Raw genomic sequence first — 25790 nt, 5'->3', positions numbered from 1 at the left:
GAGAGAGTCTTGCGGCCGGCTTCACGCGCCCAGGTAGGCCCGCTGCACCGCCGCGCTGGCCAGCAGCGCGGCCGCGCTGTCGGTGCCGACCACGCGGCCCTGCTCCAGCAGGTAGCCGCGCGACGAGAGCTGCAGGCTGCGCCTGGCGTTCTGCTCCACGAGCAGCACGGCCACCTTGGCATCGCGCACGCGTTCGAGCGACTTGAACAGCTCGGACACCATCAGCGGCGACAGGCCCAGCGAAGGCTCGTCCAGCAGCAGCACCTCGGGGCTGGACATCAGCGCGCGGCCGATCGCCACCATCTGCTGCTCGCCGCCGCTCATGGTGCGCACGCTCTGCGGCAGCCGCTCGCGCAGGCGCGGGAACAGCTCCAGCACGCGCGCCAGGTTGCGTTGCTCGCCGGCGCGGGCCCGCCGCGGGTAGGCGCCCAGGAACAGGTTCTCCTGCACCGTCAGCTCGCCGAACACGCCGCGCCCCTCGGGCACCAGCGCGATGCCGGCCTCCACGCGCTGGTCGGGCTTCAGGCCGCAGACGGGCTTGCCAGCCAGCGACAGGCCTGCGCTGCGGCTGGCCATGAGGCCGGCGATGCACTTGAGCAGCGTGGACTTGCCGGCGCCGTTCGCGCCGAGCACGCTGACCACCTCGCCGGCCTCCACCTGCAGGTCCACGCCGTGCAGCGCCTGGTGCTGGCCGTAGTGCGCGCTGAGTTGCTGCACCTCAAGCATGTTCGTTTCCCAGGTAGGCGCGCACGACCTCTGGGTCGGCCAGCACGGCGGCGGCTGTGCCGGCGGCGATGCGCTGGCCCGCGTTCATCACCACGCAGTGGTCGCACAGCGAGCGCACGGCTTCGAGCACATGTTCGACCATGAGGATGGAGACACCCTCGTCCTTGAGCGAGCGCACCAGGCCGATGGCCAGCTGCAGCTCGGTGGGGTTCAGGCCCGCCAGCCATTCGTCCAGCAGCAGCACGCGCGGGCGGCTGGCCAGGCAGCGGGCCAGCTCCAGGCGCTTCTGGTCGATGTAGGTCAGGTCGGCGGCGGGCTGCGCCGCGCGGTCGGCCAGGCCCACCTTCTCCAGCAGCGCGAGCGCGTCCGCTGCAGCCGCCGCGCCGAAGCGGGGTTCATGCGTGAACGCCATGCCGGCCACCACGTTCTCCAGCACCGTCATGGTCTGGAACAGCCGCACCAGCTGGAAGGTGCGCGCGATGCCCAGGCGCGCCACGCGGTGGCTGGGCGCGCCCGCGGTCTCCTGGCCGCCCAGCTTCACCGATCCGCGGTCGGGCGCCAGCGCGCCGCTGATCAGGTTCAGCGCCGTGGTCTTGCCCGAGCCGTTGGGTCCGAGCAGGCCGACGATCTCGCCCCGGCCGACCTGCAGCGACAGGCCGTCCACGGCCTTGAGCCCACCGAAGCGGCGCGACAGGTCGGCGACTTCGAGCAAGGGTTCTGCGGTCATGCGCGTCTCCGGAACAGGCGTTGGCCCGCGCCCAGCAGGCCGCGCGGCAGCACATAGACGATCACCAGGAAGATGGCGCCCAGCACGATGCTGAAGTGGTCCGGGAAGTACTTGGTCAGCGCCTCGAACGCCAGCACCAGCGGCACCACGCCCAGGATGGGGCCGTAGAAGGCCGCCACCCCGCCCAGCAGCGCCATCACCACCACCTGGAACGACACCAGCGCGTTGAACGCGATGGACGGCTCGATGTAGGTCCAGCGCGGCGCCACGATGGCGCCGGCCAGCGCCATGAACATGGCCGTGACGGTGAGCACCGCCAGCCGCACGCCCACGGTGTGGATGCCGCAGCTGCGCGCAGCCGTCTCGTCCTCGCCGATCAGCCGCAGCGCGAAGCCCAGGCGCGAGCGCGCCAGCCAGGCGCCCAGCACCCACAGCAGCGCCAGCAGGCCCAGCAGCTGCCAGTAGATCTGCGCGGCCGTGATCTCCAGGAACACGTAGCGCCCGACCGAACCGGCGATCTTCGATTCGTACCAGGTCACCAGCTGGCGGATCATCTCGGCCATGCCGAAGCTGAACACCACGAAGTACATGCCCGAGAGGCGCAAGGTGCAGATGCCGATGGCCAGCGCCAGCACGCCGCCCAGCAGCGCGGCCACCGCCAGCACCGCCGGCCAGGGCAGGTGCTCGGACAGCACGGCCACGCTGTAGCAGCCCACGCCGAAGAAGGCCACGGTCGCCAGCGAGATGAAGCGCGTGGTGCCGCAGAAGATGCCCCAGGCCGTGGCCAGGTTGGCATACAGCAGCAGGTTGATCAGCAGCGAGGTCGTGTAGTCGTTGCCCCCATGCGGCGCGAACGCCAGGGCGACGAAGGCGACCAGCGACGCCGCGTAGAACAGCTTGGTCTTCTTGCTCATCGCCGGCCCTTTCCGAACAGCCCCGCGGGCCGGAACACCAGCACGAACAAAAAGATCGCGTAGTTCGCCGCCAGCGTGAGGCCCGGGTCCACATAGGTGGAGACCAGGCTCTCGCTCAGCCCCAGCAGCAGCGCCGCCAGCACGCAGCCGACGAAGTTGCCCACGCCGCCCATCATCACCACGATCAGTGCCTTCATCGTGAACAGCACGCCCATGGTGGCGCTGAAGGTCGAGAACATGCTGACCAGCACGCCTGCCACGGCCACCAGCGCGGTGCCTAGCGCGAAGGCCAGCATCGCGATCTTCGCCACGTCGATGGCGACCAGCGGCGCGGACTCCGGCGCCACCGCCACCGCGCGCAGCGCCGTGCCGATGCGGGTGCGCGTGAGCAGCAGGAACAGCCCGCCGCCCAGCACCAGCGCCACCACCAGCGCCAGCAGGCGGTTGGCCGAGACCGTGGTGCCCAGCACATCGACCGGCACCGCCAGGTAGGAGTAGCTCAGGTAGTTCCCGCCGAAGCCGGCCAGCATCAGGCCCTGCAGCACGAACAGCAGGCCGAAGGTCGACAGGATGCTGTCGGCCTCCAGCGCCTCGCGGCTGCGCGCGCGCCGCACCAGCGGCTGCAGCGCCACCCGGTACAGCAGCGCGCCCGTGAAGCCCGCCACCGGCACCAGCAGCACCAGCGCCAGCAGCGGCGAGACGCCGGTCTGCGTGAACAGCACAAGCGCGCCCAGCGCCGCGGCGATCAGCATCTCGCCGTAGGCGAGATTCAGGATACGCGCCACGCCGTACTGCAGGTTCAGGCCCAGCGCGATCAGCGCGTAGGTGCCGCCCAGCGTCAGCCCGAAGATCAGTGCGTCGACGAGCCGCATTCAGACCTTCCAGGCGGGCTTGGCGACGGGCTCCCTGGCGCCGGCCTGCCTGGGCGCGATGGCCGCGAACGTGCCGCCCTGCCACTGGCCCACCGTCCAACCGCCGGCCAGGATGTGGTTGTCGAACTTGAGCGGCCCGGCCACGGTGTCGAAGGTGCTGGAGCCCAGCGCCGCGATGATGGCCGCGCGGTCGAGCTTGCCGACCTTCTCGATGGCCTGGGCCAGCGCCTGCAGGCCCGAATAGCACAGCACGCTGACCCATTGCTCGGGCGGCTGGCCGATCAGCGCCTGGTGCCGGCCGATGTAGGCCTTGATGGCGTCCGAGTTCGGGTTCCAGCCGCCCGGCCCCATCACGCCCTCGGCGTTGGCGCCGAACTTGTTGGCGTACAGCGGCAGTGCGCTGCCCACGCCCACGTAGAACAGCTTCGGGTTGAAGCCGCGCACGCGTGCGGCCTCGGTCAGACCCAGCGTGTCGGGCGGGTAGCTGAAGGCCAGGAACGCGTCGGGGTTGGCGCGCTGGGCGTCGGCGATCAGCGGCGTCATGTCCTGGGTGGAGATCGGGTAGCTGCTGTCGACCACGATGTCGAACTTGGCCGCCTTGAGCGACTTGCGCGCGGCAGCCGCCAGCTCCAGCCCGCCCTGGTCGGTCACGTTGACCATGGCCACCTTGTTGCCGATCTTGCCGTCGCTGCGCATCTGCGTGAGCAGCGCGACGATGGCGTCGGAGTAGTTCGACGGCGTGCCCAGCAGCGAGAACATGTTGTTCCAGCGCTTGACCAGCTGCGGCATCTGGTCGGTGATGCAGGTGGGCATGATCATCGGGAAGCCGCCCTTGTGGATGGCGGGCGCCACGGCCAGGTTCATGCCCGTGCCCCAGGGCGGCAGCACGAAGTCGACCTTGTCCTGATTCACGAGGCGCTCGATGGCGCGCACGGCCTCCTCGGGCTGGCTGCGGTCGTCGTACTCCACCACCTCCAGCAAGCGCTTGCTGCCGCCGACGCCGATGCCGCCGGCCTTGTTCACGTCGTCCACCCAGAGCCGGTAGTTGGGCAGTTGGGCCGAGGCGGCGCCGCCGGCGAAGGGGCCGGTCTTCGAGATGGCCCAGCCGATCCTGATCTTCTCGCCGGCCTGCGCCCGCACCAGGGATGCGGGAACCGTGGCGGCCAGGGCCGCGCCTCCGAGCGCGCGCACGATGGCGCGACGGCTTGCTTGTGCAGTCATGTCTTGTCTCCTCGTCGATGGTGGAAACAGGCGGCGCGGCGCGCGCCGCCTGTGGGGGCGCTCAGCCTTGTCGGCGTGCGCCCATCAGCACGAACAGCATCGTGGCCGGCCGGTCGCCCAGGTTGCGCCAGGCGTGGCGGTTGCCGTGCTGCACCGCCACCTCGTGCTGGCGCAGCAGCACCTGCTGGCCGTCGTCCAGCTCCAGCGTGATCTCGCCTTCCAGCACGATGTCGTAGTCGATGCTGTCGGTGGTGTGCATGCCGGGGTGGTCGGGCTCGAAGGTCTCGGCCAGGCCCGGCACCAGCCGGCCGAACTCGGCACCGAAGGCGGCGCCATCGAAATCGGCGCGCATCATCACCGCGTCGGGCGGGAACGTGACGATCATCAGCCGCGACTCTCCCGGCGCGGGCACGAAGCCCACCTGCGGCGTGCGGTCGGTGATGGCGGCGCCGCGCGCCACCGTCTCGGCCGCGCCCGTGGACCACAGCAGGGATGCCACGAAGCCCGGCACCGTGGTGAACTCGGCGCGGCGGGGCGCCACGGCATCCGTGAGCACACGGGATTTGCCATCGGCACCGGTGCCGACGACGACACGTCTGATCTGCATGGCGGACCTCAGGGGTTGATGACAAAGTTGCTGAAGCCGCCGTTGCGGCCCGCGATGCCCGAGATCGCCTCGTTCACCCGGTCCAGCGGATAGCAGACCTGCTCGAACACCGACAGGTCCAGCGTGCCGGCCGCGGCCATGTCGGCCATGTCCTGCCCTTCGCCGGCGGTGAACCAGGCCGAGCCGCTGATGCTCTGCTGGTCGTCCATCATGGTGTGCAGGTCCATGCCCACCATGCCCATGATGGCGCCGATGTTCCAGGCCGCGCCGCCGCGCTTGAGCGCACGCACGCCCTGCTGCAGCGATTCGTGCGGCGCGCCCGGGCCCAGCGCGTCGATGAAGGTGTCCACGCCCAGGCCGTCGGTGACCGATTTGGCCCAGGTGTCGATGGCGCCGCCGTCGGCGTTGGAGAAGACCTCGATGCGGTCCGGCGCCAGCGCCTTGACGCGCTCCAGCAGTTCCTTGTTGCGCCCCGTGCCCAGGATGCGCGTGGCGCCCATGGCCAGGCCGAACAGCGCGCCGCCGATGCCCAGCGTGCCGCTGATGCCGTTGATCAGCACGCTGCGGCCCGGGCCGACCTTGGCCTTGCGCATGGCCGAATACATGGTGCCCAGGTAGCCGAAGCGCGCGGCCTGGTTGAAGCTCACGTTGTCGGGCAGCTTCACCAGCGCGTACTGCGGCGCGATCATGTACTGGCCCAGGCCGCCGTAGGGGTAGTTCTTGAACAGCTTGAGCGCGTTCTGCGAGAAGCCGAAGTAGCCGCTGAACGCGTAGTGCGTGCAGTTGATCAGGTCGCCATTGCGGCAGGCGCGGCAGCCGCCGCAGTACAGGCCGGGGTTCACGTACACGCGGTCGCCCGGCTTCCAGGCGTGCACGTGCGAGCCCACGGCCGTGACCTCGCCGGCCGGGTCCAGGCCGAAGATGGCCGGCAGCGGCGGCAGCGGCAGCTCGGGGAACCAGGTGGTCCAGTTCGCCAGGATGTTGCCCAGGTTGGGCACGATGCCGCAGGCATGCACCCGCACCTGCACGTCGTTGTCGCCCGGCAGCGGAATGGGCAGCTGTTCGATCTCCATCGGGGCACCCACCTTGTGCAGGCGGGCCGCTTTCATCATTGCCATGTCGTCTCCTTTGAAAAATGCGTAAAAGAATTTTTGTGCATTAAATTTCGACGCGAGAGCGACTGCCATCGGGGACAACCCTTGGTGCAGAAAGAATTGTTTTATGCACAATTTGCGCATTCCCGCACAACCTCAGGCTTCCATGTCCCCAACCAAACCTGCGTCGTTCGACGTCGCCATCGTCGGCTTCGGCCCGGTCGGCGCCGCGCTGGCCGCGCTGCTCGGCCGCCGCGGCCGGCGCGTCGTGGTGTTCGACAAATCCGAGACGGTCTACCCGCTGCCGCGCGCCTTCGCGCTGGACCACGAGGCCATGCGCACCTTCCAGGAGATCGGCATCGCCGACCTTCTTGCGCCGCACACCATGCGCTACCGCCCCACCCTCTACCAGGGCCAGGACGGCGAACCCATCCAGCACTTCGACATGGGGCCTGCACCCTGGCCGCTGGCCTGGGCGCCCTCGTACACCTTCAACCAGCCGGCGCTGGAGGCGACGCTGCGCGCGGCCGTGCAGGCCATGCCCAACGTGCAGGTGCACCTGGGCAGCGAGGTCACCGGGCTGCGCGAGGCCGAGGGCGGCGCGGTGCTGGCGGTGGCCGGGCGGGACGGCGTGCCGCAGGAGGTGCATGCGCGTTACGTCGTCGCCTGCGACGGTGGCACCAGCCCCACGCGCAAGCGCCTGGGCCTGCAGCTGCGCAGCCTGGAGTTCGACGAGCCCTGGATCGTGGTGGACATGCGCATCGCGGAGTCCAAGCTCGCGCAGCTGCCGGCCACCAACATCCAGTACTGCAATCCGGCGCGGCCCTGCACCTATGTCGTCGGGCCCGGCAACCACCGCCGCTGGGAGTTCCTGCTGCTGCCGCACGAGGCCGAGCAGCGCGAGATGCCGCAGCAGGCCATCTGGCAGCTGCTGGCGCCCTGGGTCGCGCCCGGCGAGGCGAGCATCTGGCGCGCCGCCACCTACCGCTTCCACGCCGTCGTGCTGGAGCAGTGGCGCAAGGGGCCGGTGCTGCTGGCCGGCGACAGCGCGCACCAGATGCCGCCCTTCCTGGCGCAGGGCATGTGTCAGGGTTTGCGCGACGCGACCAACCTGGCCTGGAAGCTGGACTGGGTGCTGACCGGCCGCGCGCCCGACAGCCTGCTCGACAGCTACGGCGACGAACGCGGACCGCAGGTGCAGGACGTCACGGCCACCGTCAAGCGCCTGGGCCAGATCATCTGCGAGCGCGACCCGGCCAAGGCCGCGGAGCGCGACCGCCAGTTGCGCGCGGTTCAGGGCGGCCAGGTCCGCATGCAGCTGCGCCAGAGCCTGCTGCCGGGCATCCACCACGGCCTGATCGACAGCGACACGGCGCCTGCGGGCACGCCGTTCCCGCAGCCGGTGGTGCGCGCGCACAGCGAGGCCCCAGCACGCATGCTGGACGACCTGGTGCCGAACGGCTTCCTGCTGGTGCTGCGCGATGCGCCGCTGGCCGCGCAGCTTGACCAGTGGGCCGAGTCACTGGCCAGCCTGCAGGCGCAGGCTGTGCATCTGGACGGCCTGACGCAAGCCGCTGGCGCGCAGGCCTTCACCGAGCAGGACGGCGTGCTGGCCGGCTGGTTCGCGCAGCACGGCTGCACTGCCGCGCTGGTGCGGCCCGACCACGTCGTCTTCGGCGTGGCAGAGAGCCCCGCGCAGATCGGGGCCATGCTGGCCCGTGCCTGTGAGGCCCTGGGTGTTGCGCGGGCAACCGCATCGTTGGGATAAGCCATGGACCGCCGCACTTTCCTCGCCACCGGCGCTGCCCTGGCCGTCCCGGCCTGGGCGCAAGGCACGCCGGCCGTGCGCAAGCTCGTCGTCGGCTTCCCGGCCGGTGGCACGGCCGACAGCCTGGCGCGCGCGCTCGCACCGTTGCTGGCCGATGCCGCCATCAGCTATGTCGTCGACAACAAGTCAGGCGCCTCGGGGCAGCTTGCCGCCGAGGCCGTGCGCCAGGCGGTGCCGGACGGCAGCAGCCTGCTGCTGACGCCCTCCTCCGTGCTGACGCTGGTGCCACTGCTCTACAAAAAGCCACCGTTCGACGCGTTGCGCGACTTCGCGCCGGTCGCCTGCGTGTGCGACCACGCGTTCGCGCTGGCCGTGAACGGCAATTCGCCGATCACCAGCCTGGCGGCGTACATCGCCTGGGCCAGGGCGAATCCCGAGAAGGCCAGCTACGCCACGCCAGGCCCCGGCAGCGCGCCGCACTTCCTGGGCGTGATGCTGGGCCGCGAGATCGGCGCGCCGCTCGTGCACGTGCCCTACCGCGGCGTGGCACCGGGCCTGCAGGACCTGATGGGCGGACAGGTGGCCTCCACCGTCAACCCGGTCACCACGATGCTGGAGTACCACCGCGCCGGCCGCATCCGCATCCTGGCCGTGAGCAACCCCACGCGGCTGGCGACGCTGCCCGACGTGCCGACCTTCACCGAATCGCGCCTGCCCGCGCTGGAGCTGGTCGAGTGGTACGGGTTGTTCGCACCGGCGAAGCTGGCGCCGCCCACCCTCGCGGGAGTCAGCGCGCAGCTCAAGCGCGTGATGCAGACGCCCGAGCTGCAGGCCGCTGCCAAGCGGTTGGAAGTGATCCCGCGCTACGAGGATGGCGCCAGCCTCGCCCGGCTGTTGCAGCAAGACCAGGCCCGCTGGACCGCGCAGGTCGCGGCCACGGGCATCCAGCTCGATTAATGGAACCACCCCGTTTGAATGGCTCACTTCGTGTAGCCATTCCATCCCCCTCCAGGGGCGCCGCCAGCGCCCGGGCAGAGCCCGTTGCGCGGCGTCTGCTGGCATGGCCTGCTCCGCGGCCTCTCGAACCGCTGCTTGCGAGCCGGTTTGGCGCGAAGCACCGTGGACAACTGACATAGCACCAGAACATGACCAACACCACCACCGACACCGCAGCCCTGCTGCTCGACCTCGAAGCCCAGCGCTGCGACGCGATGAAGCATGGCGACTTCGCACGCCTGCGCGAGATCCTGCACCCCGGCCTCACCCACGTGCACGCCAAGGGCCAGACCGACGACTACGAGAGCTACTTCCGCTCCGGCGGCACGCATGTGGACTACCACCAGGTCGACCGCTCGGACCTGCAGGTCACCGTGCTGGGCGAGGCCGCGCTGATGACCGGGCGCCAGCAGCTGGTCGCCGTGCGCAAGGACGGTAGCGGCACCGTGCGCATCGACTCGCGCGTGCTGCAGGTCTGGGCGCTGCACGAGGGGCGCTGGCGCCAGCTGGCGTTCCAGACCACGCCGCTGCAAATGAGCGTCAGCTGACGTCGCCCGCCGCCGTCCCGAACCGGTAGCTCGACACCGACAGCCCGCCGACGAACGCGCTCTCGTGGTAGACGCGCACGGCGGCATCGCCCTCGGCCGCGCCGACCGCCACCATCAGCGGGATCAGGTGCTCCTCGCGCGGGTGCGCGATGCGCGCGGCCGGCGCCTGCTCCCAATCCACCAGGGCCTGGCTGCGCTGCGCGGGCGCGCTGGCGAGCGCCTGGCCCAGCCAGTCGTCGAAGGCCTTGGACGGCGCGGCCGCCTGCGGGCCGAAGGCACGCAGGTTGTGGTAGCTCAGGCCGCTGCCCACGATCAGCACATCCTCGTCGCGCAGCGGCGCCAGCGCGCGGCCCAGCGCCAGGTGCTCGGTCGGGTCCAGCCCGCGCTTGAGCGAGAGCTGCAGCACGGGCACGTCGGCCTGCGGATAGATCGCCTGCATGGGCGAGAACATGCCGTGGTCGTAGCCGCGCTCGGTGTCCACGGCCACTGGCAGGCCGGCGGCCTGGAGCAGCGCCTGCACGCGCTGCGCGACGGCCGGCGCGCCCGGCGAACGGTAGTGCACCTCGTAGGTGTGCGGCGGAAAGCCACCGTAGTCGTAAATCATGCCGGGCTGGGCCGTGGCCTGCACCGTGAAGGCCGGCGCCTCCCAATGGGCCGAGAGCATCAGCACCGCGGCCGGCTTGCGGCCGATCTGGCGCGGCATGTCGGCCAGCGCAGCCTCCAGCCTGGCGTAGGTGTTGCCCATCTCGGCCTTCATCCAGGGCCAGGGGCCGCCGCCGTGGGAGATGAAGTAGGTGGGCAGGCGTGGGGTGGTGGAAGCGGTCATGGGTGCTGCTGGCAGAACGTTGTTGCACCCCATGTTAGGCCGCAGCGGCCTTTTGCAAACAGCCGCACGCCTTCGCCCAACGCCGTGCGAACTTGCATATGCGGTTTCGTTCGTTGGCGCACACCAGGACCATTCCTAACATCCATTGCACACACAACAACACAAGGATCGATCGCCATGTCTCGTATACCGACGCCTTCCGCCGCCCAGCCCGGCACCGCGCCTGCCGCCGTGCCCCAGCGCACCCGCACCTGGCTGCTGTGGACGCTGCCGCCGCTGGTCCTGCTCGCCGCCGCCTGGGGCATTGCCCAGGCGACCCTGCCGGCGGGCTGGCTGCCCCAGGCCCTGCACACCATCGGCGAAGGCCTGCAGACGCGCGGCTTCTGGACCGCCGCGGCAGTGGGCCTGGCCGCACAGATCGTCGATGGCGCGCTGGGCATGGCCTACGGCGTGACCTCCACCACCTTCCTGCTCTCCACGGGCGTGCCGCCGGCCGCGGCCTCGGCCTCGGTGCACATCGCCGAGATCTTCACGACGGGCTTCTCGGGCCTCTCGCACTTCAAGCTCGGCAACGTCAACAAGGCCTTGTTCAAGCGCCTGTTGATCCCGGGCGTGGCCGGCGGCCTGATCGGCGCCTATATCGTGACCTCGGTCGACGCCAACACCATCAAGCCCTTCATCTCGGCCTACCTGCTGCTGATCGGCCTGTACATCCTGTCCAAGGTCTGGCGCCAGCTGCGCGTGCAGACCGAGCCGCCCAAGTACGTCGCGCCGCTGGCGCTGACCGGCGGCTTCGTCGACGCCGTGGGCGGTGGCGGCTGGGGCCCGGTGGTCACGACCTCGCTGATCGGCGGCGGGCACGATCCGCGCACTACGATCGGCTCGGTCAACGCGGCGGAGTTCTTCATCGCGCTGGCCACCGGCCTGTCGTTCAGCATGCTGGGCGGGCTCACGCACTGGACCACGATCGCCGGCCTGGTCTTCGGCGGGCTGTTCGCCGCGCCGTTCGCGGCCGTGCTCACCCGCCATGCGCCGACCAAGCTGCTGCTGGCCATCGTCGGCGTGCTGATCTCGGCGCTCAGTGCCTACAACCTCTACAAGCTGTTCTGAATCAGCGCGCCTGCAGCAGCGCCAGCAGCTGCTGCGCCACCGGATCGGCCACGGCCGGCTGCTGCAGGCCCTGCAGCAGCCGCTCGACCACCGGCAGCTGGGGCTGCACCGGCCCGCAGAACAGGGGCGTGGCGCCATCGGCGATCAGCAGCACCGGAAAGGTCTCGATGTCCAGGATGTCCAGCACGGCCTCCTGCGCATCCACGTCGACCCAGACGAACTGCACCTGCGGATGGGCCGCCGCCATCGCATCGAAGCGCGCGCGCCACTCGCGGCAGACACCGCACCACTCGGCACACAGGCAATAGACATGGCGCGCTGCGGCGCGGGGAACGGAGGCGGTGGCAGACATGGGGCGCCATCATGCCAAAGCCGGCCTGACCGCGTGGTGACAGGCCGCGCGTGAGTCATCACACAACCAAGCACGGAAGTACCGTCGACTTGGCGCATGTCTCTCGAATGATCGCCTGCACGTTGTCGTACAACACGGCACAATGCACCGTTTTGGTTCATTCACGCTGTCCATGTCGGCCTCCGCCACTTCCGTTCCGCCGGTCCGCCCTTCCCCGCTGACCGACCGCAAGACCGTCTTCCTGCTGGCCAGCTTCTGCTGCCTGCTCTGGGGCAGCTCCTACCCGGCGATCAAGGGCGGCTACGCGCTGTTCGGCATCGCCACCGACGACATCGCCTCCAAGCTGGTGTTCGCGGGCTGGCGTTTCGCGCTGGCCGGGGCGGTGCTGCTGGCGTATGCCGCGGCCAGCGGCAAGCGCGTGGGCGGCTGGCCGGCGCGCACGCTGGGTCAGTTCGCGCTGCTGGGCCTGGTGCAGACCACGCTGCAGTACGTGTTCTTCTACATCGGCCTGGCCCACACCACGGGCGTCAAGAGTTCGATCATGAATGCCACCGGCACCTTCTTCAGCGTGCTGCTGGCGCACTGGATCTACGCCAACGACAGGCTCAGCTATGGCAAGGCGATCGGCTGCGTGGTGGGCTTCGCGGGTGTGATGGTGGTGAACTTGGCGAACGGGATGGAAGGTCTGGGCGGCCTGCTGGCGCTGGACTTCACGCTGCTGGGCGAAGGCTTCGTGGTGATCGCGGCGGCCGTGCTGGCGGGCGCCAGCATCTACGGCAAGCGCATCTCGGAGGGCGTAGACCCCATCGTCATGACGGGCTGGCAGCTGGCCATCGGCGGCGCCGCCCTGCTGGTGCTGGGCTATGCGCTGGGCGGTGCGCTCACGCGCTTCACGCCGGCATCGACGGCACTGCTGGCCTACATGGTGCTGCTGTCCTCGCTCGCGATCTCGATCTGGAGCCTGTTGCTCAAGCACAACCGCGTGAGCCTGATCACGGCCTTCAACTTCATGGTGCCGGTGTTCGGCGCGCTGCTGTCGGCGCTGTTCCTGCACGAGACCATCCTCGAATGGCGCAATGCCATCGCACTGGTGCTGGTCTGCGCGGGGATCTGGCTGGTCACGCGCGAGCCCCGGGCGCCCTGACACCTTGTAACCACTTTCCCGGCCGCGCTGCATCCAGCAGCGCCGCCCATCGGTAGTGCCTGTGAGTCCACGCCATCCGGGCCTGGGCCAATTCTTCACAGGAGCCATCCGATGATCTTGCGCACCGCCGTCCACTCGTCCCTTCTCGTCCTGGCCACGGCCGGCCTCGTCGCCTGCGGCGGCAGCGACGACGACACCCCGCCCGGCCCCGTGCAGGTGGGCGACACCATCGTGCTGACCAGCGCCGGCCGCCTCGTCTCGTTCAACCGCGCGGCGCCGGCCACCGAGGTCGGCGCGGTCGCCGTGACGGGCCTGGCCAGCGGCGACACGCTGGTCGGCATCGACCTGCGGCCGGCCGACGGCGCGCTCTACGCGCTGGGCAGCAGCGGCAACCTCTACACCGTGGACCCGGCCACCGGCGTGGCCACGCGCAAGTCCACCCTGATCGCCGCGCCCGGCGACAACGCGCCCTACACGGCGCTCTCGGGCACGCAGTTCGCGGTCGACTTCAACCCCGCGGCCGACCGGCTGCGCGTGGTCAGCGACACGGGCCTGAACCTGCGCATCAACGTCGACACCGGCGAGGCCACGACCGACGGCACCATCACCCCCGCCACCACGAGCGTGACCGCGGCGGCCTACACCAATTCCTTCGCCGGCACCGTCACCGCGCAGCTGTTCGGCATCGACGCGGCCGCTGGCCGGCTGGTGCTGCAGGACCCGCCCAACGACGGCGTGGTCAGCACCGGCGTGCCGCTGGGCGTGACGGCCGAGGCGGCCAACGGCTTCGACATCGACCCGCGCACCAACACCGGCTACGCCGCGCTGCGCGTGGGCGGCAGCACCGGCCTGTACACCATCGACCTGGCCGCCACCGGCAATGCCGCCACGCGCGTTGCCACCATCGCCGGCGGCGAGGCCGTGCGCGGCCTGGCCCTGAATGGCCCGGCCAAGCTGCAGGCCCTGGCGCTGGCGGCCGACAACCGCCTGCTGGCCTTCGACCCCGCGGCGCCCAACACCATCACCGCGACCACGCCCATCACCGGCCTGCAGGCCGGCGACACGGTGCTGGGCATCGACTTCCGGCCCAAGGACGGGCTGCTCTACGCGCTGGCCAGCGGCGGCCGCCTGTACACGCTGGACCCGGCCAACGGCGCAGCCACGCTGCGCGCCACCCTGGAGGCCGACCCGACCGATGCCACGGCCCCCTACGCCGGCCTCACCGCGCCGCGCTACACGGTGGACTTCAACCCCGTGGCCGACCGCCTGCGCGCCATCGGCAGCGATGGCCAGAGCCTGCGCATCGTGGTCGAGACGGCCACCGCGGGCGGCACCACTGTGACCGCCGGCCGCACCATCACCGACGGCGCCGTCAACCGCGCCGGCACGCCGGCCTCGGTGGTGGCCTCGGCCTACACCAACAGCTTCGCCGGGGCCACCACGACCGCGCTGTACAACCTGGACGAGACGCAGGACCAGCTCACGCTGCAGAACCCGCCCAACGACGGCACGCAGGTCAACGTGGGCGCGCTGGGCCTGGACCTGTCGGGCGCGGCCGGCTTCGACATCGCCGGTGGCGGCAACGGCGCGGCGCTGGCGGCGCTGCGCAACGGGCCGGCTGGACCGTTCACGCTGTACTCCGTCACGCTGGCCAGCGGCGCGACCGGGCTGTACCGCAACACCACCGGCGACGCGAGCCGCTCGGTGATCGGCGGTGCTGGCGGGCCGACCAACCTGGTCGACCTGGCATTGCGCTTCTAGGGGATATCGGCTGGGCGTATCGGCCATTCCTAGAATGGCGCGCCCATGCCCTTGCAGCCCACCGACTTCGACTACGAATCCACCGTGGAAGCCTGTGCCCGTGGCGATGCCGCCGCCCTGCAAGCGCTGTACACGCGCGAATCGCGCTGGCTGCTGGGCGTGGCCCAGCGCATCGTGCGCGACCGCGATGCCGCGCACGACGTGCTGCAGGACGCTTTCGTGCAGATCTGGCAGCGCGCCGCCACCTTCGACCGCACGCTGGGCTCGGCCCGCGGCTGGGTCTACACGGTGGTGCGCCACAAGGCGCTGGACGAAAGCCGGCGCGCGCAGCGTGAGTTGCCGGCCGGCGATCTGCTGGAGCAGCTCGGTGCGCAGGCGGCCCCCGAAGCCGCCGCCACCGACGCCGACGCCCTGAGCCGTTGCCTCGATGCGCTGGATGCGCCCAAGCGCGACTGCATCGTCAGCGCCTTCGTCGAAGGGCTCACGCACGAGCAGATCGCCGCCCGGCTGGCCGCGCCGCTGGGCTCGGTCAAGTCGTGGATCCGCCGCGGTCTGCTCTCGCTGAGGAACTGCCTGTCATGACGCTCGACGACGCCGACGACCGCAGCGTGGCCGCCGCCGAGTACGTGCTGGGCACGCTGGATGCGCCCGCGCGTGCCGCGTTCGAGGAACGGCTGCAACACGATGCCGCGCTGCGCGCCGAGGTCTACCGCTGGCAGGACCGGCTGCTGCCGCTGGCCCTGCGCACACCGGCGCAAGAGCCACCCGCAGCGCTGTGGCCGGGCATCGCCGCGCGCATCGCGCCCGCGCCCATCGACGCCGCTGCCCCTGCCGCCAACGATGCGCTGTGGCAGAGCCGCCGCCGCTGGCGCGCCGCTGCCCTGCTCTCGATGGCCGCGTCGGTGGCGCTGGCCGCCGTGCTGGTGCTGCGCCCGGCTGAAACCCAGGTGCGTTACATCACGCTGCTGCAGGCACCCGAGACGCAGCGCACCGGCTGGGTCGTGGAGGCCACCACGGGCGGACGCATCCGGCTGGTGCCCATCGAGGCCGGCGCCGCGGTGCCGGCCGGCAAGTCGCTGCAGTTCTGGACCAAGCCGCAAGGAGCGGATCGGCCGACCTCGCTGGGTCTGGTGGACGCCGGCACCCGGCTGGAGCTGCCCGTGGCGCGCTCGCCCGGCCTGGGCGAGCAGCAGCTGTTCGAGCTCACGCTGGAGCCGCAGGGCGGCTCGCCGACCGGGCTGCCCACCGGGCCCATCCTGTTCGTGGGCCGCTCCGTCCGGCTTTAGCCGGTCGCCGCCAGCAAGGCGGCCACGCGGCGCATGGCCGCTGCCACGGGCGAAATGACCGGCACGCCGAAGCGCCCGGCCAGCCGTTCGGCGCTCTGCGCGAGCGGGCCGCCGCCGATGACCACGGCCTGGGCAGCGTCCTGCGCGATGCAGGCCTGCACCGCGTCGCCCAGCAGCCGGTCCTGCAGGTTCGGGTCGGCCGCCAGGCGCAGCGGGTCGTCCTCGGGAATCCGCGTGCCGCTGAACTGCGCCGACAAGCCCAGCCGCGCCACGGCCTGGGCGATGGAATCTGCCAGCCCCGGCGTGGTGGTGGCCACGCCAAAGCGCCGCCCGCCGCTGGCGGCTTCCTGCATCGAGGCCTCGCCGATGCCGACCACGGGCACGGCCACGCGCGCGCGCAGCAGGGCCAGTGCCGGGTCGCCGAAGGCGGCGACCACGATGGCAGACACGTGGCCGGCCTCGCGCATGCCGATGGCCAGCACCTCGTCCACGGCGGTGGCCAGCTCGGCGTCGCTCGTGATCATGGGCGCCCCGCGCGCCGCCGTGGCGCTGCGCAGGTCCAGCGTCGGCGGCAGCGCCGCGCGGGCCAGCTCGGCCATCATCGCGGTCGTCGCGGCCGAGGTGTTTGGGTTGATCAACAGCACCGTGTGCGCCATGCCTGCCCTTCTCAACGCGTGGCCTGCGCCGGTTGCAGGACGAGGTCCGGCGTGCCGGCATCGGCCTCCTCCTCGATGGACTTGCCATAGGTCTCGGGCGCGAACTGCACGGCCAGCGCGAAGATGGCGTACATGGCCGCGATCATGCCGAACATGCCGGCCACGCCATGCAGGTCGAACATCTTGCCGGCCAGTAGCTGCGACAGTGCGCCGCCCACCGTGCCCAGCGCCAGCAGGAACGAGGTGCCCAGGCCGCGCATGCGCGTCGGGTAGAGCTCGGGCGCGTAGATCCAGATCGAGGTGTTGAGCGTCAGCACGCAGAACTGGAACAGCGCGCCGCACACCAGCACCATGGCCACGCTCGAGGTCAGGTTGCCGAAGGCCAGGCCCGCCAGGCAGGCGGCGATGGCGCCGACGGTCAGCACGCGCTTGCGCGGAAATTTGTAGCCCAGCACCGAGGCCGCGATGGCGCCCAGCAGGCTGCCGCTCTGCATCACGATCGTGAAGGCGAAGCTCTTGGTGATGGAGTAGCCCTGGGCCACCAGGATGGTGGGCATCAGCGTGAGCACCGAGAGCTGCGCGCCGAAGGTCATCCACGAGGCCACGCCGACCGCGATGGTGCGCCGCGCATAGCCGCCGCTGAAGATGTCGGCGAGCCGCGTCTTGCGCACCGGCGCGGCACTGGCCTCGGCACCGGCCGTGATGTAGTTGTGCAGCGGGTACTGCGCATTGGCGAGCTTGCCCGAGGCCAGCATGGACAGCACGCGGTTGGCCTCCTCCACCCGGCCCTGCGACAGCAGGTAGCGCGGCGTCTCGGGCACGAAGCGGCGGTAGAACACGATGAACACCGCCGGCAGCACCAGGCAGCCGAACAGCCAGCGCCAGGCGTTCTCGCCCGGGAACAGCGCGAACACGCCCAGCGCGAAGGCCGGCGCCAGCATGTTGCCCAGCCCGCCGCCGCCCACGTTGATGAGGCCCACGGCCGTGCCGCGGAACTTGGACGAGCAGAACTCGGCCAGCATGGTCACCGCGGTGGTGATCTCGCCGCCCAGCCCCAGGCCGACGATGAAGCGGCCGACCGCCAGCACCGCGTAGTTGGGCGCCAGCGCGCACAGGATGGCGCCGAAGGTGAACAGCGCCAGGTTCACGTTGAGCATGAAGCGCCGGCCGAAGCGGTCGGCGCAGTAGCCCGAACCCAGCCGCCCCATCGCCGCGGCGATGAAGGTGATGGTGTTGAGAAAGCCGATGTCGGTCGCGTCCAGCCCCCAGTGCTGGCGCAGCAGCGGGCCGACCAGGCCCACCGCGTTCTGCTCGAACACGTCGAACAGCACACCGCAGACCACCAGAAAGATGATGCTCTTGTGCGAGCGCGTGACGCCGATCTGCTCGAGCGCCGATTCGAGCTGCTGCATCTGCGCCGTCTGGGGCTTCGACGCCGAGATGATTGCTTCTCCGGCCATGGTGGATACCTCCGTGTTGCCTGCGCTGAAGGGCTGGCGACCGCCTCGGCCGCACCCGCGTGGTGCCCGGCTTGGGCACTGGTTATGAAAAGCATTTTTCAAACCATATTGTTTATGAAATTGGATTTTCACAAACATCCGGACAAACCCGGGGTTTGCTGACGGAGGAGGACGGAGGTACTGGAGCCGGCGCTGGGCCCCAGGTTGCGCGGCAGGGCAGCCGCGCTCTGGCAGCCGCGGGCCGCGGCTGCCGGCCCCGTCCAGGTGCGTGCCTGGAGGCGGGGCCTTCGGGCGCTCAGGCCTTCTTGCGGCGGCGGTTCGCGACCAGGCCGGCCAGCGCCAGGCCGACCAGGGCCAGCGAGGCCGGTTCGGGCACCTCACCGGGTTCCTGCGGCTCCACCGGACGCAGGTTCGGGTCGAACCAGATGTACTGGCCATCGACCACGTCGTTCATGCCCGGCGTGTTGGAGCCGGCGATCACCACGGCATTGCCCTGCCCGTCGCCGAAGCCGACGGCAGCCGTCTGGCTGGTGTCGGTCTGTTCCCAGTCCATGTTGCCGTAGAAGAAGCCGATCTGGCCCTCGCCCTCGGGCAGCACGTAGTCGTTGCTGCGCAGCACCAGCTGGAAGCTGTTGAGCAGGTCGTCCTTGCTGTCGAAGTAGCCGACCTGGTCCCAGGTCACGACCAGCTGGTTGGCGCTCAGGCTGTAGTGCATGACGCCCGATGCGGGGCCGGTGGTGTCCACGTCGCCGAAGAAGGTCGAGATGACGGGTGCGTCGGCGCCCGTCGGGCCAGAAGGCACGTACGCCGAGATTCCGCTGCCGAAGCTCACGTTGCCGTTGTTGTTGAGGAACAGGCTGGTGTAGGTCTGGCCGAAGAAGGTGAAGCTGAAGCCCAGGTTCAGGGCCATGTAGCCGTCGTCGTTGCGGCCGTCCGCGCCACCGATGTTGGGCGTGGCGCCCCCGCCGGTCATGACGGCGACCTGGCCGATGTTGTTGGTGTAGTAGCCATTGGGCGTGTAGACGCCGCTGGATGCGTTCAGCGCCGAGGTGGGAAGCGTGACAACGGCGGCCGAAGCGGCAGGCGCCACCACAGCGCTGGCCAGGGCCAGCACGGCGGCCGCTTGCTTGAAAAACAGCATGGGATCTCCGAATGGTTAAAGAAATGAAGCAAGTTCGAAACATCGAACCGGGCATTTAGAGCAGCATCCATGCCAAATGCAGCAAGTCTTTGACACAACAGGAAAATTTCGCGCAAAAGCGTGACGAGCCATGCGGCCAACATGACGCGTTGTCAGGTATTTCGACGCACCGCCCCCGGGGGGCGTCAGAGTCCGGCGGTGTCGTCCCGGGGCGCGGTGCGCAGCTCGCCCAGTGCCGCATGCGCGGCCTCCACGCCGGCCAGACGCTGGCGACCGGCCGCGCCTGCCGCCTGCAGCGTGCGCGTGGCCAGCAGCTCGCACATCAGCATCGGCGCCACATGGCTGTCCAGGGGCCCGGGCGCGGCCGTGTGGCAGTGCAGGACCCAGCGCGCACCGGCGCCCTCGGCCGACGAAGGCTCGGTCACGAACACCACCTGGGCACCTGCTTGCGTGGCGTGCCGCGCGAAGGCCGCCGCCACGGCCGGGCTGCGGCGCAGCGCGAACACCACGAGCACGTCGCCCGCGGCGATGTCCACGGCGTACTCGGCCAGCGTCTCGCCGGGCCCGGGCAGCACCTGCGTGCGCGGCAGCACCTGGGCCAGTTGCCAGCGCAGGTAGGCCGCGAAGCTGCGGTTGTTGCGAAAGCCCAGGAACCAGACCGCACGTGCATGCACCATGGCCTGGGCGATGGCGTCGAGCTGGGCATCGTCGATGCCGCGCAGGGTGGCGGCGATGTTGTCGTGCGCGGCCTGCGCGTGGGCGGCGCTGCTGCCACCCAGTGCGTCGGCGGTGCGTGGAGAGAGGTACAGCGGCGAGCCGGCCGAGCGCTGGTCGCGCGCATGGCGGCGCGCCTCCTCGTAGCTGGCATAGCCCAGCCGGCGCACGAAGCGCGTCACGCTGGCGTTGGACACACCCGCCTGGTGCGCCAGCTCGGAAGCGCTGTAGCTGGCCAGCTCGCCCGGGAAGTCGAGGATGAAGCGGCCCAGCCGCTGCTCGGTCGGCGGCAGCTGGTCTAGCGCCTCGCGGATGCGCGTGAGGAAGGAGGCGGCGGTGTCGTCGTCGTGGGCAGGCATGGGCGCTGGCGATGCTAAGCCATCGCCCCGCCGCGTTCAGAGCTTGGCGATCGAGACTTCGGTGGACTTCACGAGCGCGACCACGTCCGAGCCCGGCTGGAGCGCGAGCTCGTCGACCGAGCGCGTGGTGATGACGGAGGTGACGATGCCCCAGGGCGTCTCGACATCGACCTCGGAGACCACGTCGCCGCGGATGATCTCCTTGACCTTGCCGCGGAACTGGTTGCGCACGTTGATGGCTTGGATGCTCATGGAATAACTCCTTGTTGTGGTGAAAGGTCAGACCGCCCAACGCAGGGCATGCGCGGGGTGCAGGCGCTCGGGTTCGGGGTGCTCGACCGCGGGCTTTTGCAGCACGCGGTCGAGGATGCGTTTCTCGATGGCTGCGAAGGCCGCGTCGCCCTGCGAACGCGGGCGCGGCAGATCGATGCGCTGGTCCAGCGCGATGCGGCCGTCCTCGATCAGCACCACGCGGTCGGCCAGGGCCACGGCCTCCTGCACGTCGTGCGTGACCAGCAGCGCCGTGAAGCGGTGGCGCTGCCACAGATCTTCGATGAGGCGGTGCATCTCGATGCGGGTCAGCGCGTCCAGCGCGCCCAGCGGCTCGTCGAGCAGCAGCAGTTGCGGCCGGTGCACCAGCGCGCGCGCCAGGGCCACGCGCTGGCGCTGGCCGCCGGACAGGCGGGCCGGCCATTCGCGCGCGCGCTCGGCCAGGCCGACCTGGGCCAGCACCTCTTCGCCGCGCGGGCGCGCCGCATCGGGCAGGCCCAGCAGCACGTTGTCCAGCACGCGCTTCCAGGGCAGGAGGCGGGCCTCCTGGAACATGATGCGGGTCTGCGGATTCAGGCCCGTGATGGCCTGGCCGTCGACCTGCAGGCTGCCGCCGCTGGACGCCTCCAGGCCGGCCACCAGCCGCAGCAAGGTGCTCTTGCCGCAGCCGCTGCGGCCGACGATGGCGATGAACTCGCCGGGCGCGATGTCCAGCTGCGTGTTCTGCAACACGGTGCGCGCGCCGTAGCGCTTGGTCAGCTTGCGCGCCTTCAGGCGCACGCCACCTTCGCTCATGTCGCACTCCCGGGTTTGAACAGAGGAATGTCGAGCGCGTTCACGCGCCGCGGCAGCAGCTTCTCGGCAAAGAAGGCATCGGCAATCTTCTGCTGCTCCGCCAGGCCCGCCGGCACGGCCGCGCGCACGGCGTAGCTGCGCCGGCCATTCGCCTGCAGCACGGTGGGCAGGTCCACGCCCCACACTGGCGACAGCAGCGCCGCCGCAGCATCGGGGTTGGCCTTGACCCATTGGCCGGCCTTGGCCAGTTCGGCGTAGATCACCTCCAGCACATCGGCGCGGGCCTGGGCGAACCTGGTGCTGGCCAGGTAGTAGCGCTGGTAGCTGGCAATGCCCGTGCCGTCGGCCAGCACACGCGCATGGGACTGGCGCTGCGCGGCCGACAGGAACGGGTCCCAGATCACCCAGGCGTCGATGGCACCGCGCTCGAAGGCGGCGCGGCCGTCGGCCGGCGTGAGGTAGGCCGGCTCGATGTCCTTGAAGGACAGGCCGGCCTGCTCCAGCGCGGCGATCAGCAGGTAGTGCGCGCCGGCCGCCTTGGCGAAGCCGACCTTCCTGCCCTTGAGCTCGGCCACGCTGCGCAGCGGCGAATCCGCACGCACCACGATGGCCTGGGCCGTGGGCGAAGGCGCTTCCTGGGCGACGAAGGTCAGTTGCGCGCCGGCCGCCTGCGCGAACACGGGCACGGTGTCGGCCACGTCGGCGCTGAAGTCCAGGTTGTCCAGGTTCAGCGCTTCGAGCAGCGGCAGCCCGCTCGTGAATTCGTGCCAGCTGACCTTGGTGTTCAGCGGCGCGAGCCGGCGTTCCAGCGTGCCCTGCGACTTGAGCACCACGGTCAGCGTGGACGACTTCTGGTAGCCGATGCGCACGGTGGTCGGTGCAGGCTGGGCCCACGCGGCACCGGCCGAGAGGGTGGCCAGCGCGCCGAGCGCACCGCGGCGTGTGACCGCAAAGGATGGAGTCATGACAGAGGAATCCGTATGGAAGTCAACGTGCATAGCCGGGGTGCCAGCGCAGCCACCAGTGTTCGAGCCCGCGCGCCAAGAGGTCGGCCAGCTTGCCGAGCAGCGCGTAGAGCAGGATGCCGACCAGCACCACGTCGGTCTGCAGGAACTCGCGCGCGTTCATGGTCAGGTAGCCGATGCCGGCCTGGGCCGAGATGGTTTCGGCCACGATCAGGATCACCCACATCAGGCCCAGCGAGAAGCGCAGGCCCACGAGGATGGAGGAGACCGCACCGGGCAGGATCACCTCCTTGTAGAGCTGCCAGCGCGACAGGCCGTAGGTGCGGCCCATCTCGATCAGCTGCGGGTCGACGTTGCGGATGCCATGGAAGGTGTTGAGGTAAATGGGGAAGAACACCGACACCGCGATCAGGAACAGCTTGGCCGTCTCGTCGATGCCGAACCACAGGATCACGAGCGGAATCAGCGCCAGCGCCGGGATGTTGCGCACCATCTGGATGGTGGAGTCCAGCAGGGTCTCGAAGAATTGGACCGAGCCCGTCAAGAGGCCCAGCAGCAGGCCGAGGCCGCCGCCGATGGCCAGGCCCAGCAAGGCGCGGCCGGCGCTGACCTTCACGTGCGTCCACAGTTCGCCCGAGGCGCTCAAGGTCCAGGCGGCCGTGACCACGTCGACCGGCGCTGGCAGCACGCGCGTGGACAGCCAGCCCAGGCTGGATGCGGCCTGCCACAGCGCGACCAGCGCCACCGGCACCAGCCAGGGCAGCAGTTGGCTGCCCACGCCAGTGATCCAGGCCGGGGCCTGCACGTTGTCGGGTGCGTCGGTCACGTCCGGCAGCGGCGTGACCTGCGGCTCGCGGATTTCAGAACCGAGGGTGCTCATGTGTCGTCCTCAGCTCTGGGACGCCAGCCGCGCCGGTGCGTCCAGGTTGGCCACGACCTCGCCGAACGGCCCCGTCACGTTGCCGCCGGCCAGGCGGTCGCGCAGCTGCAGCGGCAGCAGCGGAAACACCAGTTCGGCGAAGCGGTAGGCCTCTTCCAGGTGCGGGTAGCCCGACAGGATGAAGGTGTGGATGCCGAGTTCGGCGTACTCCTGCATGCGCGCGGCCACGGTCGTAGGGCTGCCCACCAGGGCCGTGCCGGCGCCACCGCGCACCAGGCCGATGCCGGCCCACAGGTTGGGGCTGATCTCCAGCGCTGCGCGCGAGCGACTGGAGGCGCCCCCCTTGGCGCGCGCCTGCGCATGCAGCGCGGCCATGCGCTGCTGGCCCACGGAATCCATCTTGGCGAACACGGCCTGGGCGCGGTCCACGGTGGCGTCGTCCAGGCGGCTGATCAGCGATTCGGCGGCGCGCCAGGCTTCGTCCTCGGTCTCGCGCACGATCACGTGCAGGCGGATGCCGAACTGCAGCGTGCGGCCCTGCTGCGCCGCACGCGTGCGCACGGCCTCGATCTTGGCCGCCACATCGGCCGGCGGCTCGCCCCAGGTCAGGTAGGCCTCGACCTGCTCGGCCGCCAGGTCCTGCGCGGCCGGCGAGGAGCCGCCGAACCACACGGGCGGATGCGGCTTCTGCACGGGCGGGTACAGCAGCCGCGCGCCCTTCACGCTCAGGTGCTTGCCGGCGAAGTCATAGGTCTCGGTGCCATGGCTGCGCGCCAGGATCTCGCGCCAGACGCGGATGAACTCGGCCGACTGTTCGTAGCGCGCCGCATGGTCCTGGAACACGCCGTCGCCCTCCAGCTCGCCCTGGTCGCCACCGGTGACCAGGTTGACGAGCAGGCGCCCGCCCGAGAGCCGGTCGAAGGTGGCGGCCATGCGCGCGGCCAGCGCGGGCTGGTGCAGTCCGGGCCGCACGGCCACGAGGAACTTCAGGCGCTGCGTCGCGCCGACCAGGCTGGAGGCGATCACCCAGGGGTCTTCGCACGAGCGGCCGGTGGGGATCAGCACGCCCTCGTAGCCCAGGCGGTCGGCCGCGCCGGCCACCTGCTGCAGATAGGACAGGTCGACCTGGCGCGCGCCTTCGCCGGTGCCGAGGTAGCGGCTGTCGCCGTGGGTGGGGAGGAACCAGAAGACTTGCATGGCGGATCAGGCGGCGATGCCGGGCGCGGCGGCCTCGAGCACCTGAATGGGCTTGGGAATGAGCTTCAATGCGTGGAAGGTGTCGGCGATCTGCTGCTGCTCCGCAAGGATGGCGCGCGTGATCGGCGTGGTGCCGTAGCGGCTGCGGCCGACCGACAGGTCCAGCACCGGCTTGGGCAGGCCCAGCAGCGTGGCCAGTTCGCCCGCGAAGGCGTCCTTGTGGGCCTCGGACCAGCGGTCCAGCGCGTTGATTTCCTCGGTCACGATGGCCAGCACGTCGGCGTTCTTCGCCACGTAGCCCAGCGAGGAGAAGTAGTAGGCACGGTTGCCGACCACGCCCTGCGCATCGGCCAGCACGCGCGCGCCCAGCGCCTTCTCGGCCGCAGCCAGGAACGGGTCCCAGATCACCCAGGCGTCGACCGATCCCTTCTCGAAGGCCGCACGCGCATCGGCCGGTGGCAGGTAGACCAGGTTCAGGTCGCTGTACGCCAGGCCGTGCTTCTCGAACAGCTTGACGATGAAGTAGTGGACGTTGCTGCCCTTGTTCAGCGCGATCTTCCTGCCCTTGAGATCGGCCACGCTTTGGATGGCCGATGGCGCGGGCACCAGCACCGCCTCGGACGCCGGGCGCGGCACGGTGGCCGCCACATAGGCCAGCGGCGCCCCCGCGGCCTGCGCGAAGATCGGCGGGGCCTCGCCCACGTCGCCGAAGTCGATCGAGCCCACGTTGAGCGCTTCCAGCTGCACCGGGCCGGCCGTGAACTCGGTCCACTTGATGGCCACGCCCAGCGGCGCGAGCCGCTTGTCCAGCGTGCCGCGGCCCTTGAGCACGTTGAGCGCGCCCTTCTGGTGGCCGATGCGCAACTGCCGCTGCGAGACCTGCGCGAAGGTGCTGGAACCGGGCAAGGCGATGGCTGCGGCGGTGGCCTGGACCAGGCGGCGGCGCACAAGGGAGATGGCGGTCATGTCGTGCTTCTCGGCAATGGATCAATCCTGGGCGAACACCACGGCTTCGCCGGTCTCCAGCGTGCGCTGGGCCTGGCGCAGCACGAACAGGCTGGCGGACTTCTGGTGGCCGATGCCCAGCTCGGCCAGCGTCTGCGCCTTCACGGGCATGGACAGCAGGCCCACGGCCAGCGCGATGGTGCCCACGGCCAGCAGGGCCGTGCCGAAGTGGCGCAGCGCGCTCAGCCAGAACGGGGCTTCAGGCGCAAGCGCTTCGGCTGGCGCGGTGGGATGGGGCAGCATGGACGGGTCTCCGGCAGGGTTGGTGCCGCCAGTGTCCGAAGCCCGGCTCCTGATGAGAACGAATCAATCTGCGCGTGCTTATGCGCTTTCCGAGCAAGCGAACCGCGCGACGCGCCGTCACGCGAAATGAGGATGTGCACCAGACACCCCCGG

General features: G+C 70.4%; 28 protein-coding genes. 8 read left to right on the top strand and 20 right to left on the bottom strand.

Annotated elements, in window-relative coordinates:
• Window positions 1-21: 21 nt before the first annotated feature.
• The 7 genes from ACSQ4M_RS18045 to ACSQ4M_RS18015 all read right to left on the bottom strand — a co-directional run bounded on the left by ACSQ4M_RS18045 (window position 22) and on the right by ACSQ4M_RS18015 (window position 6185).
• Window positions 22-726 (bottom strand): ABC transporter ATP-binding protein, encoded by a 705-nt coding sequence (locus tag ACSQ4M_RS18045; protein ID WP_436190803.1) that lies wholly within the window; start codon window positions 724-726, stop codon window positions 22-24.
• Window positions 719-1453 (bottom strand): ABC transporter ATP-binding protein, encoded by a 735-nt coding sequence (locus tag ACSQ4M_RS18040; protein WP_436190802.1) that lies wholly within the window; start codon window positions 1451-1453, stop codon window positions 719-721. Before ACSQ4M_RS18040 ends, ACSQ4M_RS18045 begins: the two co-directional genes overlap by 8 nt.
• Window positions 1450-2367, bottom strand: a complete 918-nt coding sequence (locus ACSQ4M_RS18035) for a branched-chain amino acid ABC transporter permease (protein ID WP_436190801.1) — start codon at window positions 2365-2367, stop codon at window positions 1450-1452. Before ACSQ4M_RS18035 ends, ACSQ4M_RS18040 begins: the two co-directional genes overlap by 4 nt.
• On the bottom strand, window positions 2364-3239 hold the full coding sequence (locus ACSQ4M_RS18030) for a branched-chain amino acid ABC transporter permease (RefSeq protein WP_436190800.1): 876 nt from the start codon (window positions 3237-3239) through the stop codon (window positions 2364-2366). The genes ACSQ4M_RS18035 and ACSQ4M_RS18030 overlap by 4 nt, the downstream gene beginning before the upstream one ends.
• Window positions 3240-4460, bottom strand: a complete 1221-nt coding sequence (locus ACSQ4M_RS18025; RefSeq protein WP_436190799.1) for an amino acid ABC transporter substrate-binding protein — start codon at window positions 4458-4460, stop codon at window positions 3240-3242.
• A gap of 61 nt (window positions 4461-4521) precedes the next feature.
• Window positions 4522-5067, bottom strand: a complete 546-nt coding sequence (locus ACSQ4M_RS18020) for a cupin domain-containing protein (RefSeq protein WP_436190798.1) — start codon at window positions 5065-5067, stop codon at window positions 4522-4524.
• Window positions 5068-5075: 8 nt separating this feature from the next.
• Window positions 5076-6185, bottom strand: a complete 1110-nt coding sequence (locus ACSQ4M_RS18015) for an alcohol dehydrogenase catalytic domain-containing protein (protein WP_436190797.1) — start codon at window positions 6183-6185, stop codon at window positions 5076-5078.
• Between the two features lie 142 nt (window positions 6186-6327).
• Here ACSQ4M_RS18015 and mhpA point away from each other — a divergent pair, with 142 nt between their 5' ends.
• The 3 genes from mhpA (at window position 6328) to ACSQ4M_RS18000 (ending at window position 9473) form a co-directional block, all read left to right on the top strand.
• The gene (gene mhpA / locus ACSQ4M_RS18010) at window positions 6328-7929 is read left to right on the top strand and encodes a bifunctional 3-(3-hydroxy-phenyl)propionate/3-hydroxycinnamic acid hydroxylase (protein WP_436190796.1); all 1602 of its coding nucleotides are present in this window, start codon (window positions 6328-6330) and stop codon (window positions 7927-7929) included.
• 3 nt (window positions 7930-7932) lie between these two features.
• A complete protein-coding gene (locus tag ACSQ4M_RS18005) occupies window positions 7933-8886 on the top strand; it encodes a tripartite tricarboxylate transporter substrate-binding protein (RefSeq protein ID WP_436190795.1) in 954 nt (317 codons plus the stop codon).
• Window positions 8887-9074: 188 nt separating this feature from the next.
• Window positions 9075-9473 carry a nuclear transport factor 2 family protein gene (locus tag ACSQ4M_RS18000; RefSeq protein ID WP_436190794.1) on the top strand — a complete coding sequence of 133 codons (399 nt, stop codon included), beginning with the start codon at window positions 9075-9077 and terminating at the stop codon, window positions 9471-9473.
• On the opposite strand, the gene ACSQ4M_RS17995 is transcribed toward ACSQ4M_RS18000, so the two are convergent.
• On the bottom strand, window positions 9466-10299 hold the full coding sequence (locus tag ACSQ4M_RS17995) for a DODA-type extradiol aromatic ring-opening family dioxygenase (RefSeq protein WP_436190793.1): 834 nt from the start codon (window positions 10297-10299) through the stop codon (window positions 9466-9468). The genes ACSQ4M_RS18000 and ACSQ4M_RS17995 overlap by 8 nt on opposite strands.
• 177 nt (window positions 10300-10476) lie before the next feature.
• Here ACSQ4M_RS17995 and ACSQ4M_RS17990 point away from each other — a divergent pair, with 177 nt between their 5' ends.
• Entirely contained in the window at window positions 10477-11409 is a 933-nt protein-coding gene (locus ACSQ4M_RS17990; RefSeq protein WP_436190792.1) for a TSUP family transporter, read from the top strand.
• 1 nt (window position 11410) lies between these two features.
• Here ACSQ4M_RS17990 and ACSQ4M_RS17985 read toward each other — a convergent pair whose 3' ends face one another.
• Entirely contained in the window at window positions 11411-11761 is a 351-nt protein-coding gene (locus ACSQ4M_RS17985; protein WP_436190791.1) for a thioredoxin family protein, read from the bottom strand.
• A gap of 172 nt (window positions 11762-11933) precedes the next feature.
• Here ACSQ4M_RS17985 and ACSQ4M_RS17980 point away from each other — a divergent pair, with 172 nt between their 5' ends.
• The 4 genes from ACSQ4M_RS17980 to ACSQ4M_RS17965 all read left to right on the top strand — a co-directional run bounded on the left by ACSQ4M_RS17980 (window position 11934) and on the right by ACSQ4M_RS17965 (window position 15952).
• The gene (locus ACSQ4M_RS17980; RefSeq protein WP_436190790.1) at window positions 11934-12905 is read left to right on the top strand and encodes a DMT family transporter; all 972 of its coding nucleotides are present in this window, start codon (window positions 11934-11936) and stop codon (window positions 12903-12905) included.
• A gap of 111 nt (window positions 12906-13016) precedes the next feature.
• Window positions 13017-14666 (top strand): DUF4394 domain-containing protein, encoded by a 1650-nt coding sequence (locus tag ACSQ4M_RS17975; protein WP_436190789.1) that lies wholly within the window; start codon window positions 13017-13019, stop codon window positions 14664-14666.
• A 45-nt stretch (window positions 14667-14711) separates the two neighbouring features.
• Complete coding sequence (locus tag ACSQ4M_RS17970) at window positions 14712-15248, top strand: sigma-70 family RNA polymerase sigma factor (protein ID WP_436190788.1); 537 nt, start codon at window positions 14712-14714, stop codon at window positions 15246-15248.
• A complete protein-coding gene (locus ACSQ4M_RS17965; RefSeq protein WP_436190787.1) occupies window positions 15245-15952 on the top strand; it encodes an anti-sigma factor in 708 nt (235 codons plus the stop codon). Before ACSQ4M_RS17970 ends, ACSQ4M_RS17965 begins: the two co-directional genes overlap by 4 nt.
• Here the strand turns inward: ACSQ4M_RS17965 and ACSQ4M_RS17960 are convergent.
• The 11 genes from ACSQ4M_RS17960 to ACSQ4M_RS17910 form a co-directional block, all read right to left on the bottom strand.
• Window positions 15949-16608: an aspartate/glutamate racemase family protein gene (locus tag ACSQ4M_RS17960; RefSeq protein ID WP_436190786.1), complete on the bottom strand. Its 660-nt coding sequence runs from the start codon at window positions 16606-16608 to the stop codon at window positions 15949-15951. The genes ACSQ4M_RS17965 and ACSQ4M_RS17960 overlap by 4 nt on opposite strands.
• Before the next feature lie 11 nt (window positions 16609-16619).
• Window positions 16620-18068: an MFS transporter gene (locus ACSQ4M_RS17955; protein WP_436190785.1), complete on the bottom strand. Its 1449-nt coding sequence runs from the start codon at window positions 18066-18068 to the stop codon at window positions 16620-16622.
• Window positions 18069-18363: 295 nt separating this feature from the next.
• Window positions 18364-19209 (bottom strand): nidogen-like domain-containing protein, encoded by an 846-nt coding sequence (locus ACSQ4M_RS17950; RefSeq protein WP_436190784.1) that lies wholly within the window; start codon window positions 19207-19209, stop codon window positions 18364-18366.
• Window positions 19210-19394: 185 nt separating this feature from the next.
• Complete coding sequence (locus ACSQ4M_RS17945) at window positions 19395-20282, bottom strand: MurR/RpiR family transcriptional regulator (protein ID WP_436190783.1); 888 nt, start codon at window positions 20280-20282, stop codon at window positions 19395-19397.
• A 36-nt stretch (window positions 20283-20318) separates the two neighbouring features.
• On the bottom strand, window positions 20319-20534 hold the full coding sequence (locus tag ACSQ4M_RS17940; protein ID WP_436190782.1) for a TOBE domain-containing protein: 216 nt from the start codon (window positions 20532-20534) through the stop codon (window positions 20319-20321).
• Between the two features lie 27 nt (window positions 20535-20561).
• Window positions 20562-21347 carry an ATP-binding cassette domain-containing protein gene (locus tag ACSQ4M_RS17935; RefSeq protein ID WP_436190781.1) on the bottom strand — a complete coding sequence of 262 codons (786 nt, stop codon included), beginning with the start codon at window positions 21345-21347 and terminating at the stop codon, window positions 20562-20564.
• Entirely contained in the window at window positions 21344-22312 is a 969-nt protein-coding gene (locus ACSQ4M_RS17930; protein ID WP_436190780.1) for an aliphatic sulfonate ABC transporter substrate-binding protein, read from the bottom strand. The genes ACSQ4M_RS17935 and ACSQ4M_RS17930 overlap by 4 nt, the downstream gene beginning before the upstream one ends.
• A gap of 22 nt (window positions 22313-22334) precedes the next feature.
• Window positions 22335-23192, bottom strand: coding sequence for an aliphatic sulfonate ABC transporter permease SsuC (gene ssuC / locus ACSQ4M_RS17925; protein ID WP_436190779.1), 858 nt, complete (start codon window positions 23190-23192; stop codon window positions 22335-22337).
• A gap of 9 nt (window positions 23193-23201) precedes the next feature.
• On the bottom strand, window positions 23202-24389 hold the full coding sequence (gene ssuD, locus ACSQ4M_RS17920) for an FMNH2-dependent alkanesulfonate monooxygenase (RefSeq protein WP_436190778.1): 1188 nt from the start codon (window positions 24387-24389) through the stop codon (window positions 23202-23204).
• Between the two features lie 6 nt (window positions 24390-24395).
• The gene (locus ACSQ4M_RS17915; RefSeq protein ID WP_436190777.1) at window positions 24396-25355 is read right to left on the bottom strand and encodes a sulfonate ABC transporter substrate-binding protein; all 960 of its coding nucleotides are present in this window, start codon (window positions 25353-25355) and stop codon (window positions 24396-24398) included.
• Between the two features lie 21 nt (window positions 25356-25376).
• Window positions 25377-25637 carry a hypothetical protein gene (locus ACSQ4M_RS17910; RefSeq protein WP_436190776.1) on the bottom strand — a complete coding sequence of 87 codons (261 nt, stop codon included), beginning with the start codon at window positions 25635-25637 and terminating at the stop codon, window positions 25377-25379.
• Window positions 25638-25790: the final 153 nt, after the last annotated feature.

The sequence above is a fragment of the Pseudorhodoferax sp. LjRoot39 genome (assembly GCF_964253035.1).
In the GTDB taxonomy this organism is placed as follows: Bacteria; Pseudomonadota; Gammaproteobacteria; order Burkholderiales; family Burkholderiaceae_C; genus Pseudorhodoferax.
The sequence above is the reverse complement of the archived record's forward strand: the minus strand, read 5'-3'. Positions and strand labels throughout refer to the sequence as shown.

Bases quoted from the DNA above. Each gene is read 5' to 3' on its own strand.
- ACSQ4M_RS17930 (WP_436190780.1), bottom strand. From the start codon at position 22,312: ATGACTCCATCCTTTGCGGTCACACGCCGCGGTGCGCTCGGCGCGCTG.
- ACSQ4M_RS18020 (WP_436190798.1), bottom strand. From the start codon at position 5,067: ATGCAGATCAGACGTGTCGTCGTCGGCACCGGTGCCGATGGCAAATCC.
- ACSQ4M_RS17980 (WP_436190790.1), top strand. From the start codon at position 11,934: ATGTCGGCCTCCGCCACTTCCGTTCCGCCGGTCCGCCCTTCCCCGCTG.
- ACSQ4M_RS17950 (WP_436190784.1), bottom strand. From the start codon at position 19,209: ATGCTGTTTTTCAAGCAAGCGGCCGCCGTGCTGGCCCTGGCCAGCGCT.
- ACSQ4M_RS17990 (WP_436190792.1), top strand. From the start codon at position 10,477: ATGTCTCGTATACCGACGCCTTCCGCCGCCCAGCCCGGCACCGCGCCT.
- ACSQ4M_RS18005 (WP_436190795.1), top strand. From the start codon at position 7,933: ATGGACCGCCGCACTTTCCTCGCCACCGGCGCTGCCCTGGCCGTCCCG.
- ACSQ4M_RS17940 (WP_436190782.1), bottom strand. From the start codon at position 20,534: ATGAGCATCCAAGCCATCAACGTGCGCAACCAGTTCCGCGGCAAGGTC.
- ACSQ4M_RS17935 (WP_436190781.1), bottom strand. From the start codon at position 21,347: ATGAGCGAAGGTGGCGTGCGCCTGAAGGCGCGCAAGCTGACCAAGCGC.
- ACSQ4M_RS17960 (WP_436190786.1), bottom strand. From the start codon at position 16,608: ATGGCGCACACGGTGCTGTTGATCAACCCAAACACCTCGGCCGCGACG.
- ACSQ4M_RS18015 (WP_436190797.1), bottom strand. From the start codon at position 6,185: ATGGCAATGATGAAAGCGGCCCGCCTGCACAAGGTGGGTGCCCCGATG.
- ssuD (WP_436190778.1), bottom strand. From the start codon at position 24,389: ATGCAAGTCTTCTGGTTCCTCCCCACCCACGGCGACAGCCGCTACCTC.
- ssuC (WP_436190779.1), bottom strand. From the start codon at position 23,192: ATGAGCACCCTCGGTTCTGAAATCCGCGAGCCGCAGGTCACGCCGCTG.
- ACSQ4M_RS17915 (WP_436190777.1), bottom strand. From the start codon at position 25,355: ATGACCGCCATCTCCCTTGTGCGCCGCCGCCTGGTCCAGGCCACCGCC.
- ACSQ4M_RS17995 (WP_436190793.1), bottom strand. From the start codon at position 10,299: ATGACCGCTTCCACCACCCCACGCCTGCCCACCTACTTCATCTCCCAC.
- ACSQ4M_RS17945 (WP_436190783.1), bottom strand. From the start codon at position 20,282: ATGCCTGCCCACGACGACGACACCGCCGCCTCCTTCCTCACGCGCATC.
- ACSQ4M_RS17965 (WP_436190787.1), top strand. From the start codon at position 15,245: ATGACGCTCGACGACGCCGACGACCGCAGCGTGGCCGCCGCCGAGTAC.
- ACSQ4M_RS18025 (WP_436190799.1), bottom strand. From the start codon at position 4,460: ATGACTGCACAAGCAAGCCGTCGCGCCATCGTGCGCGCGCTCGGAGGC.
- ACSQ4M_RS18035 (WP_436190801.1), bottom strand. From the start codon at position 2,367: ATGAGCAAGAAGACCAAGCTGTTCTACGCGGCGTCGCTGGTCGCCTTC.
- ACSQ4M_RS18030 (WP_436190800.1), bottom strand. From the start codon at position 3,239: ATGCGGCTCGTCGACGCACTGATCTTCGGGCTGACGCTGGGCGGCACC.
- ACSQ4M_RS17975 (WP_436190789.1), top strand. From the start codon at position 13,017: ATGATCTTGCGCACCGCCGTCCACTCGTCCCTTCTCGTCCTGGCCACG.
- ACSQ4M_RS17955 (WP_436190785.1), bottom strand. From the start codon at position 18,068: ATGGCCGGAGAAGCAATCATCTCGGCGTCGAAGCCCCAGACGGCGCAG.
- ACSQ4M_RS17910 (WP_436190776.1), bottom strand. From the start codon at position 25,637: ATGCTGCCCCATCCCACCGCGCCAGCCGAAGCGCTTGCGCCTGAAGCC.
- ACSQ4M_RS17970 (WP_436190788.1), top strand. From the start codon at position 14,712: ATGCCCTTGCAGCCCACCGACTTCGACTACGAATCCACCGTGGAAGCC.
- ACSQ4M_RS17985 (WP_436190791.1), bottom strand. From the start codon at position 11,761: ATGTCTGCCACCGCCTCCGTTCCCCGCGCCGCAGCGCGCCATGTCTAT.
- mhpA (WP_436190796.1), top strand. From the start codon at position 6,328: ATGTCCCCAACCAAACCTGCGTCGTTCGACGTCGCCATCGTCGGCTTC.
- ACSQ4M_RS18045 (WP_436190803.1), bottom strand. From the start codon at position 726: ATGCTTGAGGTGCAGCAACTCAGCGCGCACTACGGCCAGCACCAGGCG.
- ACSQ4M_RS18040 (WP_436190802.1), bottom strand. From the start codon at position 1,453: ATGACCGCAGAACCCTTGCTCGAAGTCGCCGACCTGTCGCGCCGCTTC.
- ACSQ4M_RS18000 (WP_436190794.1), top strand. From the start codon at position 9,075: ATGACCAACACCACCACCGACACCGCAGCCCTGCTGCTCGACCTCGAA.